This is a genomic window from Sulfitobacter sp. W002 (assembly GCF_025142135.1).
GTDB classification, from domain to species: domain Bacteria; phylum Pseudomonadota; class Alphaproteobacteria; order Rhodobacterales; family Rhodobacteraceae; genus Sulfitobacter; species Sulfitobacter profundi.
In genome coordinates, this window is record NZ_CP081127.1 from 161,920 (window position 1) to 182,703 (window position 20,784).

Consider the following 20,784-nt stretch of genomic DNA (forward strand, 5'->3'; position numbering starts at 1 on the left):
CCGTGCAAAACGGCCGGAAGCACTGCTCCCGGCCGTCTGTTCTTGCGTCGCGGCGCTTACTCGGTCGCGGCGATCTGGTCGATCAGCTCTTTGCCGTAGGTCTCATAGTAGCCTTCGTACGCGCTCTCGATCGAGGCGCGGAAGGTGGCTTTTTGCTCTTCGGTCAGCTCGTTGACTTCCATGCCGCGCTCTTTCAGCGTCTCGACGCCGCTCTGTTCGACATCATCAACGAAACCACGCATGGCGGTGACAGCCTCGGTCGCGCCCTTCTCAAAGGCGGCTTTGTCTTCGTCAGACAGACCTTCCCAGAAGGGTTTGGAGACCAGCAGCATGGCGGGCGAATAGACGTGGCCCGACAGCGTCAGGTATTTTTGCACTTCGTCGAGTTTCACCGACACGATCACCGAGAGCGGGTTTTCCTGCCCGTCGATGGTGCCTTGCTGCAGCGAGCTGATGACCTCGGGCCATGCCATCGGGGTGGGGGCGGCACCGGCGGCGTTGAAGGCATCAAGGTGCACCGGGTTTTCCATGGTGCGCAGCTTCATGCCGGCGATGTCTTCTGGGGTCTCGATCGCGTTGCGGTTGTTGGTGATGTGGCGGAAACCCTGCTCACCCCAAGCCAGCGCCACCATGCCCGCGCCGTCGAACTCGGCCAGAATGTCTTGGCCAATGGGGCCATCAAGCACGCGGCGGGCGTGATCGAGGCTGCGGAACAGGAAGGGGATGTCGGTCACGCCGGTGGCGGGGACGAAGTTGCTGAGCGTGCCGGTGGAGACGATGGTCGCCTCGACGGTGCCAAGCTGCAGACCTTCGACCACTTCACGCTCACCGCCCAAGCCGGAAGAGGGGAAATGGCGGAAGCTGAACTTGCCGTCGGTTTCGGCTTCGACGACTTCCTGCCACTTCTGCGCCGCGACGCCGTAGTGGCTGTCGGGGGCGAGGGCGTAGCCGATCTTGACTTCGGTCTGGGCGCTCAGTGCTCCTCCGGTGAGCGCGGCCAAAGTGGCGATAATTGCCGTGGGCTTGGTGATTTTGAACATTTTGTATCCTCCAGCGATCTTATTAACAAGGTCAGGAAAACTGCTAGCGCTGGACGCTCAAAATGGCAATGGGGTGAGGGCGCTTTGTGGACAATGAATCCACAGCGTTTTGAGGGTGGTTCCCTTGGTGATATGATCCGACGCGGTGCTACAACCTTTGACGACTTCAGCAGTGCTCAGGACTGACCCAGCTAGAGATCAAGCTCGATCTTGCGCACCCGGTCACGGAGCAGGGTCTTGGATACGGTCAGCAAATGCTGTTCCATCGCCGCGGCCGCACCGAGCGTATCGCGCCGGGCGATGGCGTCGTTCAGGGTCATGTGTTGTTCGCCAAGTATCTGTAACGTCTCAGGCGCGTGATAGGTGCGGCGGCGCGAGGTCCAAGCCACTTCGCGGCGCACCGCGCGGATGGATTCGTAGACCGTGAGGAACAGCGGGTTCCGGGCCATCTCGGCGATCTTGTAGTGGAACATGTCATCCGCTGCCTCATAGGCGTCGGGATCACTGAGGTTCAGCGTGGCGCGCATCAACTGGTCTAGCCGCTCGATCTCTTGCGGGCGGGCGCGGTCGGCGGCGAGGGCGGCAAGGGCGGGCTCGACCTCAAGCCGGACTTCCATGACATCGCTTGGCGTGACCTGCCGGGCGAGGTGACGCAGGCTGTCGGCATTGGTGGCGGGCGGCGGCGTGGCAAAGGTGCCTTGGCCGTGGCGGCGGTAGATCGTGCCATCCTCTTGCAGCAGGCCAAGCGCCAGCCGCAGCCGCGCGCGGCTCACGCCGAAATGCTCGGCCAATGCCCGTTCGGGCGGCATCCGCCCATCGTTCAGGATATCCCCTTGCCGGATCGCTCCGCGCAGCCGCTCGGCCAATTCATCTTCACTTGGGGCGGTCTGGGGGGGCTGTGTCATGAGTTGGAAAACGCTTCAAATAAATCAATGAACATACGCAATGACGTTACCATCAGGAAAATTCCAAAGGCAAACCGAAGCGCCCTTCGGGGGATGCTATGGGCCAATTTCACGCCCACATGGGCAAAGCTGCTGGTCAGTGGAATGATGATGGCCGCAGCGGCAAGGTTCACATAGCCAAGCGAGAAGGGCGGCAGCCCTTCGGCGCCGAGGCCTGTCAGCGCATAGACCACCGCGCCGGGCAGCCCGATGATAAAGCCGATTGCGGCAGAGGTGCCGACCGCGCGGCGGATGTCATAGCCGAGAAAATTCAGCAGCGGCACGCCGATGGTCCCGCCCCCGATGCCCATCATTGCCGACAGCCCGCCGGTCACGACACCCAGCACCGCCCAGATCGGCTTGGCAAAGCCACGCGGGGTGGGGTCGTCTTTGGTCTTGCGAAAGATCATGTCGAGCGCGACGAGCGCGGCCACGGTGGCAAAAACGCCGACAAGGATCAGCCCCGAGACATAGCCTCCCAAAAGCGCGCCGATGACAACGCCAACCAAAAGCGACGGCGCCCAGAGTTTCAGCAAGTCCATATCAATCGCGCCGCGTTTGAAGTGACCATAGCCCGAGGAGAGAGAGGTAAAGACGATGGTTGCCAGCGACGTACCCACAGCCACCTGCATGGTAATTGCCGGGTCCATCCCCGCCGTCGACAGGGCCAGATAGAGCGCCGGCACAATCACAATACCGCCGCCCACGCCAAGCAGGCCCGCAAGGATACCGCCAAAAATACCGGCGGTCACCGCAATGGCGAGGAGGGGCAGAAGCTGGCCGAGGTCTAGCGCGTTCATCGATTTAATCTTTCTTTGTCTCTAAATCTGTCGCCTGCGACCGGCTGGGTTTCCCCGCGGCGCGGCGCGCCTCTTCGGCCCGCGCAATCGCGGCATCAATCGGCGCGCGATCAGAGGTGCCCGAGAAATTGTCGAGGCTTGGCATCGCTTCGGCCACATGGAGGTAGCGCTCTCCTGCGACTTCAAGCAGCCGGTCAAGTTCGCTGAGCGGATCGCCGTGATCGTCGACGCGCAGGTCGAGATAGGCGTGGTCCTGTCCGCGGTGGATCACCAGCCCCGCCGCCTGACGCCCGCGTTTGTCGCCGCCCGCTTCTTCGCCCGCGCGCATCGCGGCAAGCAGCCGTTCGGCCATCGGCAGATCGCTGCGGGCGGCATAGGTGTCGAACGTGGCCTCTACGACCTCTGGCCCGGTCAGCATATTGCCCGCAACCGAATGAGTGCTGCCAACGCGGTGCCCGGCCCAATCGACACAGCCCGCGCCGGTGTGAGCGGCGAAATTCCCCTCGGCGTCGAGCATGTGGCACTGCCGGATATCGCGGCCTGCGTCGCGCGCGGCAAATTCCTTCAGCAATGCTTCGGCGGGGTCGCCGCTTTCCAGCATGCGCCGGCCTTCGGTCCCCCAAAGCGGGTTGACGAAAGCTTGCGTCGCCACGGCGACGCGGCGACCGATATAGGGCACGGCGGCCCCGCAGGCGAAAAAGCGGCTCGCTACGGCGATGCCGATCTCATGGCTTTCGGGGTCACGGGCGATGATGGAATAGGTCATGGGTTAACGTCCTACGGCATAGGCCTGCATCAGGCGGGGGGTCGCGGCGGCCTGAAGGCTGCCATCGGGACTGCGCAGCGCGGCGGTCATCCGCCCCACCGACCACGGCTCGGCCACGGTGACGATATGGCCCCGCGCGCGCAGCGCGTCGATCACCGCAGCGCCGACATTGGGTTCGATCATCATCTCGCCGGGCAGAGCTTGGCGGGGAAAGAAGCTGCTTTGAAAATGCATGGTATGGAACAGCGGCGCGTCCATGCCTTCTTGAAGGTCGATCCCGTGATGCACGAAACGCAGGAACCAGATCAGCTGCCATTGATCCTGCTGGTCGCCACCCGGCGTGCCAAAGACCAGTTGCCGCCCGTCTGAATGCTCGGCAAAGGAGGGGGTCAACGTGGTGCGCGGACGCCGACCGGGGGCAAGCGACGTGGGCAGGCCCCGCTCAAGCCAGAACATCTGCGCGCGCGAGTTTAGCGGAAAGCCCAAGCCCGGCACGACCGGATTGCTCTGCAACCACCCGCCCGAGGGCGTGGCCGAGACCATATTGCCCCAGCGGTCGATCACATCAAGATGCACGGTATCGCCGCGTTTTTCGGTTAGATGCGCCATCGTCGGCTCTTGCGGCGCGGCATTCTGAACGCCGAAATCACGGGCAGCGCGTTCGATATAACGCTCGGCCAGATGCTCTAGCCCTGCGATCACGCCCGGACGCTGTTCAAGGGACGCTTTGCCGTTCACCAGTTTCGCACGCTCAGCGTTATAGGCGTCAGAGAGCAGTTCTTCCATCGGGATGATGCTCTGTTCGGGGTCGCCATAATAGGCTTCGCGGTCCGCATAGGCGAGTTTCATCGCCTCGATCACCGTATGGGTAAAGGAGGCGCCCATCGGGTCCATCGCGGCCAGATCAAAATGCTTGAGAATGGCGAGGGCCTGCAAAAACACCGGCCCCTGCGACCAGGCGTGGGTCTTATGCACCGTCCAGCCGTGATACTCGTAAGTAAGCGTGTCTTCGTAGCTGGCCTGCCATTTGGCCATGTCCTCGCGCGCCAGAAGGGCGCTGTTCTTTTGCTCTGACACGTCATGCACGCAGGCGTCTTCGAGGTAGTCAAAGATCGCATCGGCCACGAACCCTTCGGACCAGATTTTGCGTGCGGCCTCGATCTGTGTCACGCGGTCCTCGCCTGCGGCTTCGGCTTCGCTTACTAACCGTTCATAGGTGGCGGCCAGATCGGGATTTTTAAAGTTGGCGTTCGGCTCAGGCGCCTTGCCATCCGGCGTCCAGACAGCGGCAGAGGTGGGCCATTCGGCGGCGAAATACTCGGCCAACCCCTTGATGGTGTTCGATACGCGCGGCAGCACCGGATGGCCATCGCGGGCATAGTCGATCGCGAGCTGCATCACCTCGCGCAGGCCCATTGTGCCATGATCGCGCAGCATCAGCATCCAGCCGTCAAAGGCACCGGGCACCACCGTCGACAATAGACCCGAGCCGGGGATCAGTTTCAGCCCGAGTTCCTCGAAATGCTCGAGCTTGGCGGCGGCGGGGCTGACCCCTTGGGCGCAGACGACCTTGGTCGTCTTTTTTTCCGCGTCGTGAAAGATGATCGGCAGATCGCCCGCCGGGCCGTTCAAATGCGGCTCGACCACCTGCAAGACAAAGCCCGCAGCCACGGCGGCGTCAAAAGCATTGCCGCCTTTTTCCAGAATGCCGAAACCGACGGTCGAGGCGATCCAATGGGTTGAGGTGGTGACACCGAAGGAGCCGCGGATCTCGGGGCGGGTGGTAAAGGTGGTCATGTCGTCTCCGGTCAGTGTTCGCGCGGGTCCAGCGCATCGCGCAGTCCATCGCCAAGAAGGTTAAAGCCGAGCACGACCATGAAGATCGCAATGCCGGGCCAGAGCGCCATCCAAGGCGCTTGATTGAGGAAGTTCTTCGCCGTGTTCAGCATCGACCCCCAAGAGGGGGACGGCGGCTGCTGGCCGAGGCCTAAGAATGACAGCGACGCTTCAGCGATGATCGCGGTCGCCACAGTCAGCGTGGCCTGCACCAGCACGGGCGGCAGCACGTTGGGGAAAATATAGCGGCGCAGGATGCGCGGCGTGCTGAGACCAATGGCGCGCGCGCTTTCCACGTAATCTTCGGCAGCGACACTTAGCACCTGACCGCGCGTCAGACGGATAAAGACCGGCGTGGCCGAGATGCCGATGGCGATCATGGCGTTGGTCAGGCTTGGCCCCAAAAAGGCCGCCAGCGCGATGGCGAGGATCAAGAAGGGTGCGGCCAGCAGAGCTTCGGTGCAGCGCGAAATGATCGCATCCGTCCAGCCCCCGAAATACCCCGCGATGATGCCCAAAGGCACGCCAAGGCCAAGCGCGATGGCGACCGAAACGACACCCGCCAGCAAAGAGGCCTGCGCCCCCCAGATCAAACGCGACAGCACATCGCGGCCCAATTCATCGGTGCCTAGCCAATGCACCGCCGAGGGCGCTTTGCGCACCGCGCCCCAATCGGTCGCAGAGGGGTCGGGGATCGGAAGAATGGGCGCCAGCAATGCAATAGCGCAGAAGAAGACCACCAGCACCCCGCCCAACATGGCACTGCGGTGGTGGCGAAACTTTTTCCAGACGCGGTTTTCAGGGCGTGCCGAGAGGACGGGATCAGCGGCGCTTTCAGCGTCAATGGTGATGGGTGTGGCAGGTTGAGCCATTATTGCTTCCTCAGGCGGGGGTTCAGCAGCACATAGGCGACATCGGCCAGCAGGTTCATGAAGATAAAGCCGACAGCGGTGACCAGAACGATCCCCTGCACCACGGCGTAATCTCGGTTGAACACCGCATCGACCACAAGCTTGCCAAAGCCGGGGATGGTGAAAATCTGTTCGGTCAGCACCGCGCCTGCGATAAGTTCACCAAACAAGAGCGCAGTCAGGGTAACGATGGGCGTCAGCGCATTGCGAAAGGCGTGTTTGAGGATGACTTTGCGCTCGATCAGACCCTTGGCGCGGGCGGTGCGGACGTAGTCGCTGCTCAGCACGCTCAGCATGGCCGACCGCGTGTGGCGCATCAGCGTGGCAGCGAGTGCTGTGCCCAGCACGAAGGCGGGCATGATCATCACGGTGATGGAGCGGATGGGGTCTTCGCTCAGGGGCACATAGCCCGAGGCGGGCAGCAGCTTCCATTTCACCGAGACCAGCAGGATCAGCATGATCCCCAGCCAGAAGTTCGGGATCGACAGGCCCGAGAGCGCCACCACATTGGCCACATAATCGGTCACGGTGCCCTTCTTAACGGCCGAAAAGATGCCCGCAGGCACGCCGATCAGCAGGGCAAAGATCATCGCCATCGTCGCCAGTTGGATCGTGACGGGCAGCTTTTCCCCGATCAGTTCAAGCACCGGCTGGTTGGTGCGCAGCGAAATGCCCAAGTCCCCCGTCAGCGCGTTGCCGATCCAAGTGAAATATTGCACCGGGATTGGGTCATTCAGGCGGTATTTCTCGCGCAGGAATTCCAACACCTGCGGGTCGCGTTCTTCGCCGGCCATGGCCAGCACCGGATCGCCCGGCAGCAGCTTTTGCAAGGTGAAGACAAAGACCGAGATCAAGATGATCGTCGGGATCGCGATCACCAGACGGCGCAGGATGAAGGACAGCATTTTGAAACGTCTCGCTCAGGGGAGGGGCACCGCCGGGACCGGCCCGGCGGTGCGGATGCAGAAGGTTTTACCCTTCTTCTTTTTTCATACCTTCAAGGCGGATCATGCCATCAGGATAGGGGGTAAAGCCGGAGATGTCGGAGTCCAGCGCCCAGATCCATGTCTGGTGATAGAGGTACACGATCGGCAGCTCTTCGTTCAGGATCGCACGGGCCGCGGTATAGCTTTCGCGACGCACGTCTTGATCGTTGGATTTGCGCGCCTTGTTCAGCAGCTCATCCACTTCCGGGTTCGAGAACTTGGAATCGTTGATGCCGCCATCGGAGGTCATGAACTGGTGGATGTTGCCATCGGGGTCGACACGGCCCGACCAGCCGATCTGGCTCGCCTGATAGTCACCCGCCGATTGGTCGGCCAGCAGCGTTGCGAATTCCTTGGAGGTGATCGAGATGTTGATCCCCGCCTCTGCCGCCATGGACTGCACGACCTGCATCAGTTGTAGCGGGATCGTGGTGTTGGGCACCTGCACCTCAAGGTCGATGCCATCGGCAAAGCCTGCTTCGGCCAGCAGTTCCTTGGCCTTTTCCACGTCACGTTCAGGCACGGGATAGTCGGTGCTGTACCAGGGCGAGTTTGGCGGGAAAGGCTGGTTGCCCGCGGCGAAGGCACCGTTAAAGACGACCTGATTGATCGCCTCGCGGTCGATCGCATAGCTCAGCGCCTGACGCAGACGTTTGTCGTTGCCCCAAGGGTTGTCACCCTTTTCGCCATTGGCGACATTGATGGTGATGCCTTGATAGCCCAGCGACACGGCGCTTTCGACCTTGATGCCGTCGTCACCTTCGGCCTGCGCCAGATCGGTCGCGGCCAGACGCTCCAGCATGTCGATGTCGCCCGATTGCAGGTTCGCCAGACGCACAGTGGTGTCGGGGATCGGCAGGTAGGTGACGGTGTCGAAGTGGTATTCGTCGGCGTTGTAATAGTCGGCGAATTTCTCCAGCACGATCCGGTCTTGGGCTACACGCTCTTTGAACTGGTAGGGGCCCGAGCAGACCGGGTTCAGGCCAAAGTCATCGCCCGCCGCTTCGGCAGCGGTGGGGGAAACCATCATGCCCGCGCGGTCGGCGAACTGCGCCATCAGCGTGGCGTCGGCATCGGCCAGATCAAAGCGGATTTCATGGCTGCCCAGCACTTCGACGCCGGTGATGGAGGAAAGCTCGGACTTGCGGCGCGAGGTCTCAAGGTTCTGGCTGCGGTCGATGTTGGCGGCCACGGCCTCGGCGTCAAACGGTGTACCGTCATGGAAAACCGCATCGTCGCGCAGCTTCATGGTCAGCTGTTTGCCATCCTCAGAAAAAGACCATTCGGTCGCCAGTTGGGGGATGATTTCCAGATCAGGCGTGATGTCCACCAGCTTGTCGCACATCGACGTATAGACGATCCGCCCCACAAAGGTGCGCGACTGGTCGGGGTCCAGCACATCGGCGTCAGATTGCAGCGCGATGCGCAGGTCAGCCGCCTGCGCGCCGAGGGTCGTGGCCCCCAGCAGCGCGGCGGCGAGGGTCATTTTGGTCAGTGTCATATCGAACTCTCCTGTCGTTTCATTAAGTCTGTTTTAGCCTGTTATTCTTGGTCTTGGCGGGGGCGGAGCGTTGTCCGATCCCGCATGGCGTCTTGGTAAAGCGCAAAGCGTGCCGCCGCGCCGGGGGCACGTTCGGGCGCATCGGCAAGGCCGAGGTCCGGTGTGGCGGCGGCGATCTCTTCGAAAAAGTGGCAGGCGGCGATATGACCGTCGCCGGCATCGGTTTCGCGCAAGGCAGGCGGCTCACTCGCGCAGCGTTCTTTGGCATAGGGGCAACGGGTGTGGAAACGGCAGCCCGAGGGCGGGTTGGCCGGGCTCGGCATCTCGCCCTCAAGCGCGGTTTGCGGTGTGCGTGCACCATGGGCGGCGACCGGAATGGCCGAGAGCAGAGCCCGGGTGTAGGGGTGACGCGGGTGGTTGTAGACCGTATCGACATCGCCCTGTTCAACGATCTGGCCCAGATACATCACCGCCACACGGTCGCTCATATGGCGGATCACGGCGAGATCATGGGCGATGATCACCAGCGTGAGCCCCAACTCATCGCGCAGATCGCCGAGCAGGTTAATCACCTGCGCCTGCACCGACACATCAAGGGCCGAGACAGGCTCATCCCCGATCACCAGCATTGGGGCCGAGGCCAGCGCGCGGGCAATCCCGATCCGTTGGCGCTGGCCGCCCGAAAATTCATGCGGGTAGCGTTCGGCGTGCTCGGGGCGCAGGCCGACTTTCGCTAGAAGTTCCGCCACTTTGCCGCGCCGCTCAGAGGCGGACATTTTTGGGAAATGCGTCTCCAGCGGTTCGCCGACCAGCTTGCCGACGCTCATGCGCGGGTTCAGCGACGAAAAGGGGTCCTGAAAGATGAACTGCATGTCCCGGCGCAACGCGGTCAGGTCGCGCCCGGCAAGGCTGCGCACATCGCTGCCGTCAAACTGCACATCGCCCTCGGTCGGGGTCAGCAGCCGCATGAGCAGCCGCGCGAGGGTGGATTTGCCGCAGCCGGATTCACCGACGATGGCAAAGGTCTCTCCGCGGCGCACGTCGAAGGAGACACCATCGACCGCCTTGACCGTGGCCCCTTTCGCCAAGCCGCCGCCCGAGGTCTTGAAATGTTTCTTTAGCCCGCGCGCGGTCAGGATTGTGTCAGTCATGCGCTCTGCTCCAGATGGGTCTCTAGCGGGGCGAAATGGCAGGCGACGGCGTGGCCATCTTCCAGCGGCGCAAGCAGCGGTTCCTTGGCGCAGATGGGCTGGGCGAAAGGGCAGCGCGTGGCAAAACGGCAGCCTTCAGGCATGTTCTGCGTCGTGGGCACCATGCCCGGCACGGTGGCCAAACGTCCGCGCGGGCCGCTCAACTGCGGGATCGAGGACATGAGGCCAATCGTGTAGGGGTGCTGCGGGTCGTTGAATATGCGCTCTGCCGGACCGGTCTCGACAATCGTGCCCGCGTACATGACGGCCACGGTATCGGCGATTTCGGCCACGACGCCGAGGTCGTGGGTGATCATGATCGTGCCCATGTCGGTCTCGGCCTGAAGGTCGCGGATCAACTCAAGGATTTGTGCCTGAATGGTCACGTCGAGCGCGGTTGTAGGCTCATCGGCGATCAGTAGCGCGGGGTCGTTCACCAGCGCCATAGCGATCATCACCCGCTGGCGCATCCCGCCCGAGAGTTGATGCGGATAGTCACGCATCCGCTTTTCCGCCGCCGGAATGCCGACCCGCTTGAGGATCGCCAGCGCCTTTTCCTCGGCCTCGGACTTGCTGGCGTTGCTATGGGCAAGCACGGCTTCGGTGATCTGTTCGCCGATGCGGAACGCGGGGTTAAGCGAGGTCATCGGCTCTTGGAAGATCATGGTCATCCGACTGCCGCGCAGTTTGCGCATGGCTGAGTGGTCGGCAAGGTCGAGCTTTTGCCCCTCGAAAACCATCTCGCCCGATCTGATCGTCGCGGCGCCTTCAGGCAGCAGGCCCATCATCGCCAAGGAGGTCACGCTTTTGCCGCATCCACTTTCCCCGACAACGCAGAGCGTCTTGCCCGGGTGAACCGTGAAATTCACGTGGTTGATCTGGTCGCTCGGCGCACCGCGAAAGCGCAGGCTGAAGTCGCGCACTTCGAGCAAAACCTTGTCTGTGTCGGTGTTGAGGCCGATGTCAGGGCTGGGCAATGGACCGCTTTCTTGAACCAATATAAGATTGGTCGAGTATGCGGTTGCAAGTTTCTCGCTGTCAATCCGGCGATTTTAATTTTTGGGAAAGCCTTTTTCGGTCAATCTATTGCGACAGAGATTGCCTGCTGGATCGACGGCGATGCTTGATTTTTGAGCGGTCTGTGAAGGTCTGTTGGGGGCTTGATTGGCAAGGATGGCGTTTGGGGGAGATTGCGGACGGTATTTAAGAAAGGATGAATTGAAGGGGCGGGCGCGCATTCGGTGGGGCTGCGCTATTGTAGGGCGGTCGATTTGTTGCTTTATCGAGGGGGAGCCAAGAATTTCGAAAGGGCGGCATCCCCGCATGACCAGCAAACCTAAAACGGCGGAACGCAAGCGCGGGTCCGGGGCGCAATTTGTCTATTCTATCCTGCGGGATGAGATCCTTGATTTAACCCTGCTGCCCGGCAGCCCGATCGACGAGATTCGCCTATCCGAGCGTCTTTCGATGTCGCGCACGCCGATCCGTGAGGCATTGGTGCGGCTGGCGAGCGAGGGATTGGTGACCACGTTGCCCAACCGTTCGACCGTGGTGGCGAATATCGACTTCATGAACCTGCATACCTTCTTCGACGCGATGACGTTGATGTACCGTGTCACCACGCGGCTGGCGGCGCAGTTTCATACCCCGGCCGATATGGCCAAGATCCGCGCGCGACAGGCAGAGTTTGCCAAGGCCGTATCGGCGCAGGACGCGCTGTCGATGATCGCCACGAACCGTGAGTTTCATGCCGAGATCGCGCGGGCGGGGCGCAACCCTTATTACGAATCGCTTTGTTTGCGCTTGTTGGATGAGGGGCGCCGCTTGCTGCGGATGTATTACCAATCCTTCGACGATCAGCTTCCCAGTGAGTATGTCCAAGAGCATGAGGATTTGATCGCGGCCATCGAGGCGCGCGATATCGGGCGCGCGGATTCTTTGGCGGAGACTCATGCGGATCAGATTGTACGGCAGATTCAGGCGCTGATTTCGCGGGATCGGCGGCAGCATATCGAACTTTAACAATAGGTAAATGCGTGGTTTTTTCGCGCGCAGAAAGCTTGCGGCAATTTTATGTCGACAAATAAAATACAATAGCTAAGATGCAGCCAACCCCGGCAATATCGCAGCCGGATTTTATGAATGGAGAGACAAATGACCCCTTCGATTTTTTCCGGCTGCATCCCGGCCCTGATGACCCCCTGCACGGCAGACCGGAAACCTGATTTCGACGCGCTGGTGCGCATGGGCAAAAAGCTGATCGCCGATGGTATGAGCGCGGTTGTCTACTGCGGCTCCATGGGCGATTGGCCGCTGCTGACCGATGTAGAGCGGATGGAGGGCGTTGAGCGTTTGGTTGATGCGGGTGTGCCGGTCGTTGTTGGCACGGGTGCTGTGAACACCAAGCTGGCCGCCGAACATGCGGCCCATGCGCAAAGGGTCGGCGCGAAGGGGTTGATGTTGATCCCCCGCATCTTGTCGCGCGGCACGTCGGTTGCGGCGCAGAAGGATCACTTCAAAACCGTTTTGTCGGCCGCGCCAGAACTTCCTGCCGTGATTTACAACAGCCCCTATTACGGCTTCGCCACCCGCGCCGATCTGTTCTTTACCCTGCGGGCCGAGCATTCGAACCTCGTGGGTTTCAAAGAGTTCGGCGGTGCGGATGATCTGCGTTATGCAGCAGAGAACATCACCAGCCGCGATGATGAAGTCACGCTGATGATCGGGGTCGATACCACCGTGTTCCATGGTTTCGTCAATTGCGGTGCCACGGGCGCCATCACCGGGATCGGCAATGTGCTGCCGCGCGAAGTGCTGCATCTTGTGGCCCTCAGCCAAGCCGCAGCGGCGGGCGATGCCGAAGCGCGCCAGCGGGCGCAGGAACTCGACGCGGCGCTTGGTGTTCTATCCTCCTTTGATGAGGGGCCGGACCTCGTGCTTTATTATAAGCACCTGATGGTGCTTGAGGGCCATGGGGAATATGCGTTGCATTTTAATGAGACCGACGCTCTGACCGACAGCCAGCGCGGCTATGCCGAGGCGCAGTACCGGCTGTTCCGCACATGGTATGGCGATTGGAGCAAGCAAGGCGGCGCGGTCGCGAGATACGCCGCTTAATCCTCCTCCCAACTCTCCCCGGCTGGGCAGGCCCGTCGCATTTGCGGCGGGCCTTTTTCGTTGTTTTGCGCCCTTTCGAATAAGATAATTGCAAACGCATATAAATTTGACTAGCATCTTTTCAGGGGCCAACGCATCGGGAGTGGGTGCGCCATTTGAGGGAGAATGTTTGAAATGAGTGCTACGGATTTAATGCGTGATTTTGGGGCGATGCTCGTCTCTGGCGGGGTCGAAGTGGTGGATTGTTCGGGCGTTTTGGGGCCGGATACGCCGATCCTGCAACTGCCAGCCGACTTTGCCAAGCCGACACCGAAGGTCGAGATTCACAAGATCAGCGAATATGACGAGGATGGCCCGTTCTTTGCATGGAACTGGATGGTGCTGGGAGAGCATTCCGGCACGCATTTCGATGCGCCGCACCACTGGATCACCGGCAAGGATTACGACGACGGGTTCACCGATACGCTCGACGTGCAGCGCCTCGTTGCGCCGGTGAATGTGATCGACTGTTCGCAGCAATCTCAAGAAGACCCGGACTTTCTGCTCGACGCCAAGGGCATTAAGGAATGGGAAGCGGAATATGGTGAGATCGGTAAGGGCGAATGGGTCGTCATGCGCACTGATTGGGACGCCCGCGTCGATGACGAAGCGCGTTTTCTCAATGCGGATGAGGCGGGCCCCCACAGCCCCGGGCCGACCCCGGATGCGATCGAATACCTGATGGACAAAAAGATTGTCGGCTGGGGCACCCAGTGCATCGGCACCGATGCGGGCCAAGCCGGTGGAATGGAGCCGCCGTATCCTGCGCATAACCTGCTGCATAAGAACAATTGTTTCGGTCTTGCCAGCCTTGCCAACCTCGACAAGCTGCCGCCCAAGGGCGCGATCCTGATTGCGGCACCGCTGAAGATCAAGAACGGTACCGGCAGCCCCATTCGGGCGCTGGCGCTGGTGCCGAAGGGCTGACCGGTGGCAGATACATCACCTTCCGAGGCGGGGAATACGCCGCTGGATCAGATGGGCCTCGATAATTTCGCGCCCTATTTGATGAACCGGATCATGGGGCGGTATAACGCCGCCCTGTCGGCGGAGATGGCCGCGCTTGGGCTGACCACGCCGCAAATGCGCTCTCTCGCCGTGCTGTCGGTGACCGACGGCATCCTGATCCGCGAATTGGCCGTCTATGCCGTGGTGCAGCAATCCACGCTGAGCCGCGCGCTCGACGCGCTGGTGCGCGACGGGTTGGTGCGGCGCGAGACCGATGCGGCTGACAGCCGTGCCACGCGCGTTTATCTGACCGACAAGGGACAAGAGGCCTATGCAAGGCTTTGGCCGCATATGGCAGAGGCCTATGACGCGATGTTCAAAGGCATCGGCGCGGCCGAGAAAGAGGCCTTTGTGGCCACGCTGCGCACCATGCTGCGCAATATCCGAAAACACGATTTTTAAGAGGGTCCAATGGCCGAACGTTCGTTCAAGGCAGAGGTGGAGCACCTGCGCAAAGGGGATGGCGACGTCTTCACGGGGGAGGGTATCCTCGCGATTACCAAGGCGCTGTTGGAAAACGGGGTCGGCTATGTGGGCGGTTATCAGGGCGCGCCGATCTCGCATCTGATGGACGTGTTGGCCGATGCCGAAGAGCTTATGGGTGAGCTTGGCGTGCGGTTTGAGGCGAACGCATCGGAGGCCGCAGCGGCGGCGATGCTGGCGGCTTCGGTGCACTACCCCATTCGCGGGGCGGTGACCTTCAAAGGGCCGGTGGGGGTGAATGTGGCCTCGGACGCGCTGGCGAACCTCAGTTCCTCCGGCGTGACGGGCGGTGCGCTGGTGATCGTGGGCGAAGACTATGGCGAGGGCTCTTCGATCATGCAGGAGCGCAGCCATGGTTTCGCGATGAAATCACAGTTCTGGATGCTCGATCCGCGCCCCAACCTGCCCTGTATCACCAAGGCGGTCAAAGACGGGTTTGAACTGTCGGAGGCGAGCAACACGCCCGTCATGCTGATGGTCCGCATCCGGTCTTGCCATGTGACGGGCAGTTTTGAGACGCGCGACAACCAGCGCCCACCGCTGACCGTGGCCGAAGCCGCCGCCAACCCGCGCTCGGACTTCAACCGCGTGGTGCTGCCGCCGATGTCTTATCTGCATGAGCAGGACAAGATCGAAAACCGCTGGCCCGCCGCGGAAAAGTTCATCCGCGACAATGGGTTGAATGAGTTCTTTGGCCCCGAGAAAGCGCCCTTGGGCGTCGTGGTGCAAGGCGGCATGTACAATTCGGTGATCCGTGCGCTGCAACGGCTGGGGCTTGCCGATATCCACGGTCAGACCGAAGTGCCGCTTTATGTGCTGAACGTCACCTATCCGCTTTTGCGGGACGAGTTCGACGAATTCTGCGCGGGCAAAGAGCATGTTCTGGTGGTCGAGGAGGGCCAGCCCGATCACATCGAACAGCAACTCGGCTCCTACCTCTACAGGCTCGAACGCAAGGTGAAGCTGCACGGCAAGGACGTGCTGCCGATGGCGGGCGAATACACCGGGCAGGTGCTGCTTGATGGGATGACTGCTTTCCTCAAGATCGCCGCGCCCGAAATGCTCCCCGGTGCCGTACGCGCCCCCAATGCCGAAGCGCCCGCGATCCCCGATCTGTCAGACACCGTGCCGATCCGCCCGCCGGGTTTTTGCACTGGCTGCCCCGAACGCCCGATTTTTGCTGCGATGAAGCTGACCGAACAAGAACTAGGCAAGCACCAGATCACCGGCGATATCGGCTGCCACCTTTTCGGGTGCCTGCCGCCCTTTGAGATCGGCGGCTCGACCATGGGCTATGGCCTTGGCCCCGCTTCCAACGCGGCCTTCGACGGAGGCGGCGACAAGCGGGTGATCTCGATCTTGGGCGATGGCGGGTTCTGGCACAACGGGCTTTCGACCTCAATCGGGAACATGGTGTTCAACAAATCCGACAGCGTCGCGGTGATCGTCGACAACTACTATTCCGCCGCCACGGGCGGGCAGGACGTGATGTCCTCGCGGGCGCATAACGACACGAAATCAACCAACAATCCGATCTCTAAGGCGCTCAAAGGCGTGGGCGTCGAATGGGTGCGCCAGATCGACCGGACCTATGACGTGGGCAAGCTGCGCGAGGTGCTGCGCGAGGCGCTGACCACCGATTATAAGGGGCCGAAGGTCATCGTGGCCTCTTCGGAATGTATGCTCAACAAGCAGCGCCGCGAAAAGCCCCTGCGCAACAAGGCGATCAAGGAAGGTCGCCGCATGGAGGTGCCGCGCTTTGGCGTCGATGCGGATGTCTGCACCGGGGATCATGCCTGTATCCGGCTCTCGGGCTGCCCGTCGCTGTCGCTCAAACGGCTCGACGATCCGCTGCGCGACGATCCGGTGGCGCATATCGATCAGACCTGTGTGGGCTGCGGCAATTGCGGCGAAGTGGCCGATACGGCGGTGCTTTGCCCGTCGTTTTACCAAGCGGATGTGGTGCACAATCCGACGCGGTTTGAGCGGTGGCGTGCCGATAAGTCCAGCCAGATCATCGCTTGGCTGCAAAGACGGCGCGACGCCAAGCGGCTGCGCAGCGAAGGAGTGACGACGTGAATTTGGTTCTGCCGCAAAAGACACCCGACGCGCGTGTCGGCGAAATCACCAAGCTCGCGGTCATGGCCGTGGGCGGGCAGGGCGGTGGGGTCTTGACCGGGTGGATCGAATCCATGGCCCGGGCCGAAGGCTATGTCTGTCAGGCGACCTCGGTCGCCGGCGTGGCGCAGCGCACCGGGGCCACGATCTATTACGTCGAAATGGCCCCGAAAAGCGCGTTGGAGCCGGTCTTTGCCCTCGCCCCTGCGGCGGGCGATGTCGACGTGTTGATCGCGGCTGAGATGATGGAGGTTGGCCGCGCCGTGATGCGCGGTTTCGTGACACCCGACCGCACCACGCTGATCGGCTCGACCCACCGCGCCCTTGCGGTGAGCGAGAAGATGGCCCCCGGCGATGGCATTGCCAATGCCGATGAAGTGCGCGCGGCGGCTGAGATCGCGGCGCAGAAACTGGTGCTCGAAGACATGGAGGGGCTGGCCGTGGGCGCGGGCTCTGTTATCTCGGCCTCGCTCTTTGGTGCTTTGGCCGGGTCTGGCGCGCTGCCGTTCCGCCGAGAGGCCTATGAGAATGCGATCCGCGCCGGGGGCAAGGGGGTGGAGCCCTCGTTGCGTGCCTTCGCCGTGGGCTTTGACGCAGCGCAGGGCCGTTTGCCCAACGCCGCCCCGGCCCCTGTGGAAGACCCCGAAACCGCATTCCGTCTTGCGGGGCCTGACGCGCTGCAAAGTCAGTGGGACGCGCTGGTCACCCGCGCCGATGCGCTGCCCGAAGCGGTCCATGATCTGGCTTTCGCGGGGCTTGCCAAGGTCGTAAACTACCAAGACTGCGCCTATGGCACGCTCTATCTTGATCGGCTCTATACCGTGTTGGCCCGTGACAGCGCCGCGCAGGACTGGCGGCTCTCGGCGGCTGCGGCGAAATATATTGCCAACGCCATGGCCTATGATGACGTTATTCGGGTGGCGGACCTGAAAACCCGCGCGCCGCGCTTTGCGCATATCCGGCAAGAGATGCGGGCGGGCGATGCCAACCTGATGCAGCTGACCGAATACTTCCACCCCCGCGCCGACGAAATCGCGGGCCTGATGCCTGCCCGTCTTGGCGCAAAGGTAGAGGCGAGCGAGAAGTGGATGGCGCGGCTGAACCGCTGGTTCGACAAGGGCCGCCGCCTGCGCACCGACCGGCTGCCTGCGTTTCTCATGCTGCATGTTCTGGGCGGGCTCAAAGGGTATCGTTTGAAAACCCACCGCCATGCCATCGAAGTCGCCCATCTCGACAGTTGGCTGTCGCGCTGTTTGGCGGAGGTTGAGGCCGATTACGACTCGGCGGTTGAACTGGTGAAATGCCGACGGCTCATCAAAGGCTATTCCGACACCCATGCGCGGGGTTTGGGCAAGTTCGACAAGGTGATGGATGCCGCCGCGCTGCTGCGCGGGCGAAAGGACGCGGCGCAATGGATCGCGCGTCTGCGTGAGGCGGCATTGCAAGATACCGAAGGAAAGGCGCTCGACGGGGCCATCGCGACGGTTCGGTCTTTCGTCTAGGGGCGGTGCCCGTTTTCTGGGCAGATGTGGGGCGGATCAACTTCCCGACGGGGCTGGGTCATGCAATCTCAGTTGACCGGGTGCCACAGCCCCGCATAGCTGGGAACGCACAAAGGGGGCATCGGCCATGGAACTGTCGCATCTCATCGCCTTTAACATCGCGCTCATCGCGTCGATCCTCAGCCCCGGCCCGGCCTTTCTGATCGCGCTGAAAACCACGCTGAGTTCGGGGCGGCAGGCGGGTGTTGCCGTGGGGCTCGGGCTTGGCCTCGTGGCATCGTTCTGGACCCTCGCCGCGCTCTTGGGGTTGGAGGCGGTGTTCCTCGCTTTCCCATGGGCCTATGCCGTCGTGAAAACCCTGGGCGCAGTCTATCTGCTTTATGTGGCCTTTGGCATGTGGCGCGGGGCGCGGACGCCCGTGGCAACCACGGTGATCCCCGCCCACCATGCCTTTCGGCAGGGGCTGATGATCAACATCCTGAACCCCAAATCGGTGCTTTTCGCCGCGGCGGTTCTGGTGGTCATCTTCCCCGAGGGGATGCGCCTGAGCGAGAACCTTTTGATCGTCGCCAACCACCTGATCATCGAAGTCGCCTTTTACACCACTTTGGCCTTCGGCATGAGCCGCCCGGCAGTGAGCCAAGGCTACCTGCGCGCGAAGGTCTACTTTGACCGGGTGGCCTCAGCGGTGCTGGGGCTTTTGGGGCTGCGCCTGCTGTTCGCGCGTTAAAGCTCGGCTTCCCACCGCCGCGACAGGCGCATCGCGCCATTGATGATGCCGACCATGGAATAGGTCTGCGGGAAGTTGCCCCAGCCCTCGCCGGTGGCAAAGGCGGTGTCTTCGGACATCAGGCCAAGGTGGTTGCGGGCTTCCAACAGTTCTTCGAACAGCTTGCGGGCTTCCTCTTCGCGGCCAATCCGCGCCAGCGCGTCGATCCGCCAGAAGGCGCAGACGTTAAAGCCGACCTCGGGCACGCCGAAATCATCCGCCTCTTCGTAGCGCAGCATGAAGGGGCCGCGGCCCAGAACTTCGGACAGACGCTCGACCGTGGCGATGAACCGCGGGTCTTTCGGCGGCAGGAAACCGACCTCTCCCATCAGCAAGACACTGGCGTCCAAGGTGCTGCCGCCAAAGCTTTCGACAAAGGCGCCGCGGTCTTCTGACCAAGCGTTGTCGAGAATCTTGTCGCGGATCACCTCGGCGCGCTCGGCCCAGAGGGCGGCGCGGTCGTCCAATTTCAAATGGCGCGCGATCTTGGCCAAACGGTCGCAGGCAGCCCAGCACATCAGCGACGAAGACGTGTGAATGCGGGCGCGGCTGCGCAGCTCCCAAATCCCGGCATCAGGTTCGTCGTGCAACTCCCACGCCTGCTCGCCCAAGGGCTCTAGCTGTTCAAAGGCCGTGCGCCCGGTGTTCATCGGCAGGCGGTGATCAAAAAACGCGGGCGCTGCACCGAGGATGATATTGCCATAGGTGTCGTGCTGGAAATGCTCATGCGCCTGATTGCCGATCCGCACCGGCCCCATGCCGCGGAAGCCTTGCAAGCTGGGTGAGATACGTTCGGTCAGCGCCGTCTCAAGCCCCAGCCCCAGCACGGGCTGGATATGTCCGCCTTCGGCATCCGCCACGGCATTCATCAGCCATTGGAAATAATGCTCCAACGTGCGGGTCGCGGCGAGGCTGTTGAGCGCGCGCACGGTGAAAAACGCATCGCGGACCCAGCAATAGCGGTAATCCCAGTTGCGCCCCGAATCCGGCGCTTCGGGCAGCGAGGTGGTGATCGCGGCGATGACACCGCCCGTGGCCTCATAGCTGCAGAGTTTCAGCGTGATCGCGGCGCGGATGACGGCCTCCTGCCACTCGAAGGGGATCGCCAAACGCTGCGTCCAGCGCTGCCAATAGCGCGTGGTCTTGGTGCGAAAGGTGGTGCCGATCTGCTCAGGACTGTCCGACAGCGTCTCATCCGGGCCAAGGATGAAGGTCATCTCCCCTTCAAGGTTGATCATGCGCCCGTCCAACACATGGTCGATCGGCGCGTCGGTGGTCAGACGCATGTTCTGTTCAGGCCCGACAAAGCGCACATGGTTCGACCCGCGGGTAAGCGTGGGGGCCACCTCTCCCCATTGAAAGCGCGGTTTTAGATGCATGCGCACGCGGGGCGAGCCTTCGATCCGGCGGATTTGCCGGACCAACGTCTGGGGGCGAAAGCTGCGGCCATAGGCGGTGAAACGGGGGCAGAAATCAACAATCTCAACCGCGCCCTTGGCGCTGCGCAGGACCGTGCGCAGGATCGCGGTATTTGGCAGATAGCTCTGTTCGCTCTCGGTCATGTCTTCGAGTTCGACGGCAAATTCCCCGTCGCCCTCTTCGCCCGCGCCGTGGCCCATCAGACTGTGAAAGACCGGATCGCCGTCAAACCGTGGCAGGCAAAACCAGTTGATCGCCCCTTCGCGGCTGACCAGCGCCGCAACCGCGCAATTCCCGATGACACCCAGATCCATAAGTCCCTCTTTTCTATTCTCAATGCGTCTGCCGGGCGGGC

General features: G+C 62.0%; 18 protein-coding genes. 7 read left to right on the forward strand and 11 right to left on the reverse strand.

The window, feature by feature from the left end:
- Positions 1-56: 56 nt before the first annotated feature.
- From K3758_RS17550 to K3758_RS17595, 10 genes are all read right to left on the reverse strand, one after another.
- Positions 57-1,040: a TRAP transporter substrate-binding protein gene (locus tag K3758_RS17550; RefSeq protein WP_259950281.1), complete on the reverse strand. Its 984-nt coding sequence runs from the start codon at positions 1,038-1,040 to the stop codon at positions 57-59.
- Between the two features lie 191 nt (positions 1,041-1,231).
- Complete coding sequence (locus tag K3758_RS17555; RefSeq protein ID WP_120352328.1) at positions 1,232-1,945, reverse strand: FadR/GntR family transcriptional regulator; 714 nt, start codon at positions 1,943-1,945, stop codon at positions 1,232-1,234.
- On the reverse strand, positions 1,942-2,784 hold the full coding sequence (locus K3758_RS17560; protein WP_259950283.1) for a sulfite exporter TauE/SafE family protein: 843 nt from the start codon (positions 2,782-2,784) through the stop codon (positions 1,942-1,944). The genes K3758_RS17555 and K3758_RS17560 overlap by 4 nt, the downstream gene beginning before the upstream one ends.
- 4 nt (positions 2,785-2,788) lie before the next feature.
- On the reverse strand, positions 2,789-3,550 hold the full coding sequence (locus K3758_RS17565) for a DUF1028 domain-containing protein (protein WP_259950285.1): 762 nt from the start codon (positions 3,548-3,550) through the stop codon (positions 2,789-2,791).
- A 3-nt stretch (positions 3,551-3,553) separates the two neighbouring features.
- Positions 3,554-5,347 carry a gamma-glutamyltransferase family protein gene (locus tag K3758_RS17570; protein WP_259950287.1) on the reverse strand — a complete coding sequence of 598 codons (1,794 nt, stop codon included), beginning with the start codon at positions 5,345-5,347 and terminating at the stop codon, positions 3,554-3,556.
- An 11-nt stretch (positions 5,348-5,358) separates the two neighbouring features.
- Positions 5,359-6,258 carry an ABC transporter permease gene (locus K3758_RS17575; RefSeq protein ID WP_259950288.1) on the reverse strand — a complete coding sequence of 300 codons (900 nt, stop codon included), beginning with the start codon at positions 6,256-6,258 and terminating at the stop codon, positions 5,359-5,361.
- Positions 6,258-7,202, reverse strand: coding sequence for an ABC transporter permease (locus K3758_RS17580; protein ID WP_259950294.1), 945 nt, complete (start codon positions 7,200-7,202; stop codon positions 6,258-6,260). The genes K3758_RS17575 and K3758_RS17580 overlap by 1 nt, the downstream gene beginning before the upstream one ends.
- Positions 7,203-7,269: 67 nt before the next feature.
- Positions 7,270-8,784: an ABC transporter substrate-binding protein gene (locus tag K3758_RS17585; protein WP_259950296.1), complete on the reverse strand. Its 1,515-nt coding sequence runs from the start codon at positions 8,782-8,784 to the stop codon at positions 7,270-7,272.
- Positions 8,785-8,825: 41 nt separating this feature from the next.
- Positions 8,826-9,935, reverse strand: coding sequence for an ABC transporter ATP-binding protein (locus K3758_RS17590; RefSeq protein WP_259950298.1), 1,110 nt, complete (start codon positions 9,933-9,935; stop codon positions 8,826-8,828).
- Entirely contained in the window at positions 9,932-10,951 is a 1,020-nt protein-coding gene (locus tag K3758_RS17595) for an ABC transporter ATP-binding protein (RefSeq protein WP_259950302.1), read from the reverse strand. The genes K3758_RS17590 and K3758_RS17595 overlap by 4 nt, the downstream gene beginning before the upstream one ends.
- A 346-nt stretch (positions 10,952-11,297) precedes the next feature.
- Here K3758_RS17595 and K3758_RS17600 point away from each other — a divergent pair, with 346 nt between their 5' ends.
- The 7 genes from K3758_RS17600 (at position 11,298) to K3758_RS17630 (ending at position 18,971) form a co-directional block, all read left to right on the forward strand.
- On the forward strand, positions 11,298-11,996 hold the full coding sequence (locus K3758_RS17600; RefSeq protein WP_259950303.1) for a GntR family transcriptional regulator: 699 nt from the start codon (positions 11,298-11,300) through the stop codon (positions 11,994-11,996).
- A gap of 132 nt (positions 11,997-12,128) precedes the next feature.
- Entirely contained in the window at positions 12,129-13,091 is a 963-nt protein-coding gene (locus K3758_RS17605; protein ID WP_259950305.1) for a dihydrodipicolinate synthase family protein, read from the forward strand.
- Positions 13,092-13,283: 192 nt separating this feature from the next.
- The gene (locus K3758_RS17610; RefSeq protein WP_409202635.1) at positions 13,284-14,057 is read left to right on the forward strand and encodes a cyclase family protein; all 774 of its coding nucleotides are present in this window, start codon (positions 13,284-13,286) and stop codon (positions 14,055-14,057) included.
- Positions 14,058-14,108: 51 nt separating this feature from the next.
- Positions 14,109-14,540 carry a MarR family winged helix-turn-helix transcriptional regulator gene (locus K3758_RS17615; RefSeq protein ID WP_120352448.1) on the forward strand — a complete coding sequence of 144 codons (432 nt, stop codon included), beginning with the start codon at positions 14,109-14,111 and terminating at the stop codon, positions 14,538-14,540.
- A 9-nt stretch (positions 14,541-14,549) separates the two neighbouring features.
- Positions 14,550-16,700 (forward strand): indolepyruvate ferredoxin oxidoreductase subunit alpha, encoded by a 2,151-nt coding sequence (locus K3758_RS17620; protein WP_259950307.1) that lies wholly within the window; start codon positions 14,550-14,552, stop codon positions 16,698-16,700.
- The gene (locus K3758_RS17625) at positions 16,697-18,241 is read left to right on the forward strand and encodes an indolepyruvate oxidoreductase subunit beta family protein (RefSeq protein WP_259950309.1); all 1,545 of its coding nucleotides are present in this window, start codon (positions 16,697-16,699) and stop codon (positions 18,239-18,241) included. Before K3758_RS17620 ends, K3758_RS17625 begins: the two co-directional genes overlap by 4 nt.
- A 127-nt stretch (positions 18,242-18,368) precedes the next feature.
- Positions 18,369-18,971 (forward strand): LysE family translocator, encoded by a 603-nt coding sequence (locus tag K3758_RS17630; protein WP_259950311.1) that lies wholly within the window; start codon positions 18,369-18,371, stop codon positions 18,969-18,971.
- Here the strand turns inward: K3758_RS17630 and K3758_RS17635 are convergent.
- On the reverse strand, positions 18,968-20,743 hold the full coding sequence (locus tag K3758_RS17635; RefSeq protein ID WP_259950313.1) for a glycoside hydrolase family 15 protein: 1,776 nt from the start codon (positions 20,741-20,743) through the stop codon (positions 18,968-18,970). The two genes, K3758_RS17630 and K3758_RS17635, sit on opposite strands and share 4 nt — an antisense overlap.
- Positions 20,744-20,784: the final 41 nt, after the last annotated feature.

What these genes read in the sequence shown, in the direction of transcription:
- K3758_RS17570 (WP_259950287.1), bottom strand. Translation starts at nt 5,347, where the DNA reads ATGACCACCTTTACCACCCGCCCCGAGATCCGCGGCTCCTTCGGTGTC.
- K3758_RS17550 (WP_259950281.1), bottom strand. Translation starts at nt 1,040, where the DNA reads ATGTTCAAAATCACCAAGCCCACGGCAATTATCGCCACTTTGGCCGCG.
- K3758_RS17605 (WP_259950305.1), top strand. Translation starts at nt 12,129, where the DNA reads ATGACCCCTTCGATTTTTTCCGGCTGCATCCCGGCCCTGATGACCCCC.
- K3758_RS17620 (WP_259950307.1), top strand. Translation starts at nt 14,550, where the DNA reads ATGGCCGAACGTTCGTTCAAGGCAGAGGTGGAGCACCTGCGCAAAGGG.
- K3758_RS17575 (WP_259950288.1), bottom strand. Translation starts at nt 6,258, where the DNA reads ATGGCTCAACCTGCCACACCCATCACCATTGACGCTGAAAGCGCCGCT.
- K3758_RS17565 (WP_259950285.1), bottom strand. Translation starts at nt 3,550, where the DNA reads ATGACCTATTCCATCATCGCCCGTGACCCCGAAAGCCATGAGATCGGC.
- K3758_RS17600 (WP_259950303.1), top strand. Translation starts at nt 11,298, where the DNA reads ATGACCAGCAAACCTAAAACGGCGGAACGCAAGCGCGGGTCCGGGGCG.
- K3758_RS17635 (WP_259950313.1), bottom strand. Translation starts at nt 20,743, where the DNA reads ATGGATCTGGGTGTCATCGGGAATTGCGCGGTTGCGGCGCTGGTCAGC.
- K3758_RS17580 (WP_259950294.1), bottom strand. Translation starts at nt 7,202, where the DNA reads ATGCTGTCCTTCATCCTGCGCCGTCTGGTGATCGCGATCCCGACGATC.
- K3758_RS17630 (WP_259950311.1), top strand. Translation starts at nt 18,369, where the DNA reads ATGGAACTGTCGCATCTCATCGCCTTTAACATCGCGCTCATCGCGTCG.
- K3758_RS17610 (WP_409202635.1), top strand. Translation starts at nt 13,284, where the DNA reads ATGCGTGATTTTGGGGCGATGCTCGTCTCTGGCGGGGTCGAAGTGGTG.
- K3758_RS17615 (WP_120352448.1), top strand. Translation starts at nt 14,109, where the DNA reads ATGGGCCTCGATAATTTCGCGCCCTATTTGATGAACCGGATCATGGGG.
- K3758_RS17590 (WP_259950298.1), bottom strand. Translation starts at nt 9,935, where the DNA reads ATGACTGACACAATCCTGACCGCGCGCGGGCTAAAGAAACATTTCAAG.
- K3758_RS17560 (WP_259950283.1), bottom strand. Translation starts at nt 2,784, where the DNA reads ATGAACGCGCTAGACCTCGGCCAGCTTCTGCCCCTCCTCGCCATTGCG.
- K3758_RS17585 (WP_259950296.1), bottom strand. Translation starts at nt 8,784, where the DNA reads ATGACACTGACCAAAATGACCCTCGCCGCCGCGCTGCTGGGGGCCACG.
- K3758_RS17555 (WP_120352328.1), bottom strand. Translation starts at nt 1,945, where the DNA reads ATGACACAGCCCCCCCAGACCGCCCCAAGTGAAGATGAATTGGCCGAG.